1 protein-coding gene and 1 pseudogene are annotated in these 4,747 nt (G+C 74.0%); both read right to left on the bottom strand.

The features are described 5' to 3' along the window. Positions 1-2,875, bottom strand: a pseudogene (locus A4R44_RS52865) (amino acid adenylation domain-containing protein); the annotation flags it as partial. Next, positions 2,868-4,742 carry an asparagine synthase (glutamine-hydrolyzing) gene (gene asnB / locus A4R44_RS41505; RefSeq protein WP_067594141.1) on the bottom strand — a complete coding sequence of 625 codons (1,875 nt, stop codon included), beginning with the start codon at positions 4,740-4,742 and terminating at the stop codon, positions 2,868-2,870. The pseudogene A4R44_RS52865 and the gene asnB, both read right to left, overlap by 8 nt. Between the last annotated feature and the right edge of the window lie 5 nt (positions 4,743-4,747).

Genomic DNA, 4,747 nt, shown 5'->3' on the forward strand with positions numbered 1-4,747 from the left:
GGCTTCGCAGGAGAGCGGTCAAGTCGCCGGGAATCTCGGACACCGGCGCCACGTACGCGGCGAGCGCGGGATCGCCGGCGACGTCGCGATGGATGACGACGGCGGCCTCCCGGATGTCCGGGTGCCGCAGCAGCGCGTGTTCCACCTCGCCGGGTTCTACGCGGTGTCCCCGGATCTGCACCTGTGCGTCGAGCCTGCCGAGGTAGCCGAGCGTGCCGTCCGAACGGCGGCGGACCTCGTCGCCGGTGCGGAACCAGCGTTGCCCCGGAGCCGCCTTTCCCGGCACCGGAAGGAAACGCGCGGCCGTCTCGGCGGGACGCCGGTGGTAGCCGAGAGCCAGCCCGGCACCTCCGACATGAAGTTCTCCGGTCCCCAGAGCGGGCACGGGGTCGCCGTGCGGGGTCAGCACCTGCGTGACCACGCCGTCGATGGCGGTGCCGATCGGAACTGCGGCCGGGTCGCCGCCGGGTTCCGTTTCGTGCCCGGTCGCGTCCGCCGCGACCTCGGCGCATCCGTAGAGGTTGAGCAGCCGCCGTCCCGGCAGCCGCCGGTGGAACCGCTCGGCGAGCCCGGTGCCGAGCGTTTCGCCGCTGCTGACCCAGGTGTGCAACCGGGGCAGTTCGCGGGACAGCTCCGGCCGGTCGTCGAGGAGGATGCGCAGCAGCGCCGGAACGGCCACCAGCCGGGTCACCCGCCGGGCGGCGAGCGCGGCGACCAGTCCGGCCGGGTCCGCGGCGTCCTCGGCGCTCACCAGGACCAGCGGCACGCCGGACAGCAGCGGGCCGAAGACCTCCCAGATCGCGTCGACGAAGCCGGGAGACGTTCTCGCCGCCCAGACTTCCGTCTCCCCCGCCGGATAGGCCCGGCTCGTCCACCGGAACCGGTTCGCCAGGCCGCGATGCGTGCCGAGCACGCCCTTGGGCTCGCCGGTCGAGCCGGAGGTGTAAACCAGGTAGGCCACCGAATCGCGGTGCACGGGCCGGGAGAGCCGGTGCGCGGGACCGGACGCGAGCCGGTCTCCCAGCTCGTCCGTAATCCACAGTGGACTGTCCACTGTAGAGCATTTAGCGCGGAGCGCGGCGGTGGCGAGCGCGCACGCGGGCCGCGCGTCGGAGAGGATCCGGCGCACCCGATCCGCGGGCTGATCCGGGTCGAGTGCCACGAAAGCTGCTCCCGCTTTGAGCACCGCGAGCATCGCGAGCACCGATTCGGCCGAACGCGGCAGACAGCAGGCCACGCGGTCGCCCGGGCGCACGCCGTGCTCGGCGAGCAGTCTCGCGAGCCGGTTCGCCCGCTGGTCCAGCGTCCGGTAGGTGACCGTGCGCGCGCCGTCCACGAGCGCGACCGCGTCCGGGGTGCGGTCCACCTGGTTTTCGACCAGGGCGGCCACGCTTTCGGTGCGGTCTGCCGGCCACGCGGGCGGGGCGAGCGATGCGGCCAGCAGCTCGGCTCCGGTCCGGCTGACGTCCCGCGCGGCACCGGCGAGCACCGTGCGCAGGTGCCCGGCGAACAGCCGGATCGTGGCCTCAGCGAACAGGTCGACGTCGTACTGGAAGGAGATCCGGATCCCGCCGTCCCGTTCCCAGATCTCCACCAGCAGGTCGAACTGGGCGGCGCCGAGTTCGACGTCTTCCCGCTCCGCGGTCAGGCCCGGCAGGTCGAGGGACGGGTGCGGCTGCTGGGCCACGCAGAGCACGCGGACCGGCTGGCCGCCGCCGCCCGCTTCCCGGTGCAGTTCCAGCAGTTTCTCGTAAGGCAGCTCCTGGTGCGCCAGGCTCTGCCGCACCGATTCCCTTACCCCGAACCAGGTTTCCCGGAAACTGCGGCCGTCCGCGACGGTCAGCCGCAGCAGCACGACGTTGACGAAATACCCGACGAGGCGCTCGAACTCCGGCCGGTCGCGCCCGGACACGAGAGTGCCGACCGCGAGCTCGGACTGGCCGGTCGTCGCGCGCAGCACCACCGCCAGCGCGGTCAGCACCAGCATGAACAGCGAGCCGCCGGTCCGCTCGCGCAGTTCGCCGAGCGCGGCGGCCAGTCCCGCGCCGAGTTCGACGCTGAAGCTGGCTCCTTCTCCGCGGCTGGCCGCCGGACGCGGCCGGTCGGTCGGCAGCTCGGTCCGCGGCAGGCTCGCGATCCGCTCGCGCCAGAAGGCGGCCAGCTCCGCGAACTCCGGTCCCTCGGCCCGCTCCCGTTGCCGGGCGGCGTAATCGCGGTAACCGACGGCGGGGGCCCGCAGGCGTACCGGCCGCCCGGCCGCGAGGTCCCGGTAGCAGGCGGAAAGATCCGCCGCGAGCACGCCGTTGGACCAGCCGTCGGTGACCGCGTGGTGGACGGCCAGCAGGACCAGGTGGTCCGCCGGGCCGAGCCGGAACACCACGGTCCGGAGCAGCGGCCCGCGGCCCAGGTCGAACCCGCGTCGGGTCTCGGCGCGCACGAGCCGGTCGAGCAGCTCCCCGGCCTCGCTCAGCGGCGCGAGATCGACAAGGCGGAAGGGGACCGCGACCCGTTCGGCGACCTCGCTGGCCAACGTCCCGTCCTCGGCCTGGATCAGGGTGGTGCGCAAGGATTCCTGGCACCGCACGACCGCGTCGACCGCGGCGCGCAGTGCGACCGCGTTGAGCGGGCCGCGCAGCCGCACGGCGGTGGCGTAGGTGTAGGCGCCCGGAGCGAGTTCGCCGAGCACCCACATCCGTTCCTGCCCGAAGGACGGCCGCGCCGGGCCAGCGGTGCCGGTCAGCGCGTCCGCCGCCAGTCCCTCGCGAAGGACTCGCTCGAACACGGCCCGGCCTTCCGGGGGCAGCGCGGCGATCCGCCGTTCCAGGTCGGCGTCCGCCGTCCCGGCGAGCAGGTCGTCCACGCGCGGCTCAGTCATGACCGGCCCCCACGGTCTGCCCGGCGTCGGCGGTCATCCCGAATTCGGCGGTGAGCACGCTCGTTCCGGCCACCAGGTGCAGCAGGCGGTCGCTGCCCGTCCGCGGCTCGGCCAGGAGCCGCCGCACCGCCGCCGGATCGAAGAAAGGGTTGTCGCGCAGGGCCGAATCAGCGTCCAGCGCGCGAAGGAAACCGCGCAGCCCGGCCTCGGGCGGAGCGAAGAAGCCGCGTTTGCCGCCCGCGTAAACCTCTTCGGACAGATCGTCCCGCGCGGCTTCGCGGAGCACGTGCTTGGTGCGGCCTTCCGGCGAGTACCAGGAAAGCGCCGCGCTCCGGGCGACCGCGAACAGGCGGTGGTCGAAGAACGGCAGCCGGACCTCGACCGCGTGCGCGGCGTCCAGCCGTTCCGCGGCGAGGATGTAGTTGGCCAGCCAGCTCTTGGCGAACAGGTAGATCGACTGGTGCAGCGGCGCGCGCCCGGCGAGCTGAGCGCGCGACTGGTCGAGGAGCGGGCCGCCGGCGTCGGTCTCGTCGAGGAGCCGGGCGAATCCGGGACGTAGCAGGGACCGCGCCGGGGCCAGCACGGCGAGGTGCCGCTCGGTGATCCAGTTCGGCAGGAAGCCGATCCGGTCCAGCACGGCGCGCAGGTGCCGGGGCGCGCCGAACTCGGCGAGCTTCCGGTAGCCCGCCCTGGCCCGTTCCAGCGCCGCGGGATCCTGGCTCAGCGCCAGATCCCGCTGGAACTGCGGGTACCCGGCGAACAGCTCGTCCCCGCCCTCCCCGGCGAGCGCGGCCTTGAACCCGCGGGCGCGGATCGCGGCGCTGTGCCGGAATCTCGCCACGCCGTGCGAGTTCTCCTGCACCATCTCCCCCGCCCGGAGCGTGGCGGCCAGGTGCTCGGCGAACGACGCCGGATCGAGGTCGACGCGGTGGTTCGGCACGCCCAGCCGGGCCGCGGTGCGCGCCGCGACCGGGCTTTCGTCCAGCGCGACGTCGGCGAAGCGGACGGTGAAGGCGGTGACCGCCGCGTGCCGGGCGGCCGCCGCGGTCATCGCCGAGGAGTCGATGCCGCCGCTGAGGTGGCAGGCCAGCGGCACGTCGGCGACGGTGCGCAGCCGCACGGCTTCGTCCAGCCCCGCCCGGACCTCGGCGACGTGCTCGGCGAGCGACTTCCCCGGCCGGGCCAGTTCCGCGGCCGTCGGGTAGTCCAAGTCCCAGTACCGGTGGACGGCGATCCCGCTCGCGCTCGCCCGCAGGAAACAGCCGGGCGGGAGCTGGCGGACCCCGGCGAACAGCGTCCGGTCCGGGGGCAGCGCCAGTTGCAGGTGCGCGGCGAACGCGCCCAGATCCCACCTCGCCGGGACACCGCAGGCCAGCAGCGCTTTGATCTCCGAAGCCAGGTACAGCCTGCCGTCCAGCTCGGCGTAGTAGAGCGGTTTGACGCCGAACCGGTCCCGCGCCGCGAACAGTTCCCCCCGGCGTTCGTCCCACAGCGCGAAGGCGAACTCGCCGCGGAGTTCGGCCAGCGCGCGGCGCCCGTCCCGCTGGTAGAGGCGCAGGGCGAGTTCGCTGTCGCCCTCGGTCCGGCAGGGGTGTCCCGTCCGGGCGAGGTCGCGGCGAAGCCGCCGGTAGTCGTAGAACTCGCCGTTGACCACGACCTGGGTCTCGCCGGACTCGTCGCCGATCGGCTGGGCGCTGCCCGCCGGGTCGACCACCGCGAGCCGGGTGTGGCCGAGCACCGCCCGCCCGGACGGCGCGGCCCAGACACCGGCTCCGTCCGGTCCCCGGGGCCGCAGCACCGCCATCGCCGGAGCCACGACGGAGGCCGAAAGGCCGCCGCCCGCGAAAACGCCGATGATTCCGCACATCCCGG

The sequence above is a fragment of the Amycolatopsis sp. M39 genome (genome assembly GCF_001651785.1).
GTDB classification, from domain to species: Bacteria; Actinomycetota; Actinomycetes; order Mycobacteriales; family Pseudonocardiaceae; genus Amycolatopsis; species Amycolatopsis rubida.

Excerpts from the sequence above, each read along its gene's own strand:
- asnB (WP_067594141.1), bottom strand. The coding sequence starts at position 4,742 with ATGTGCGGAATCATCGGCGTTTTCGCGGGCGGCGGCCTTTCGGCCTCC.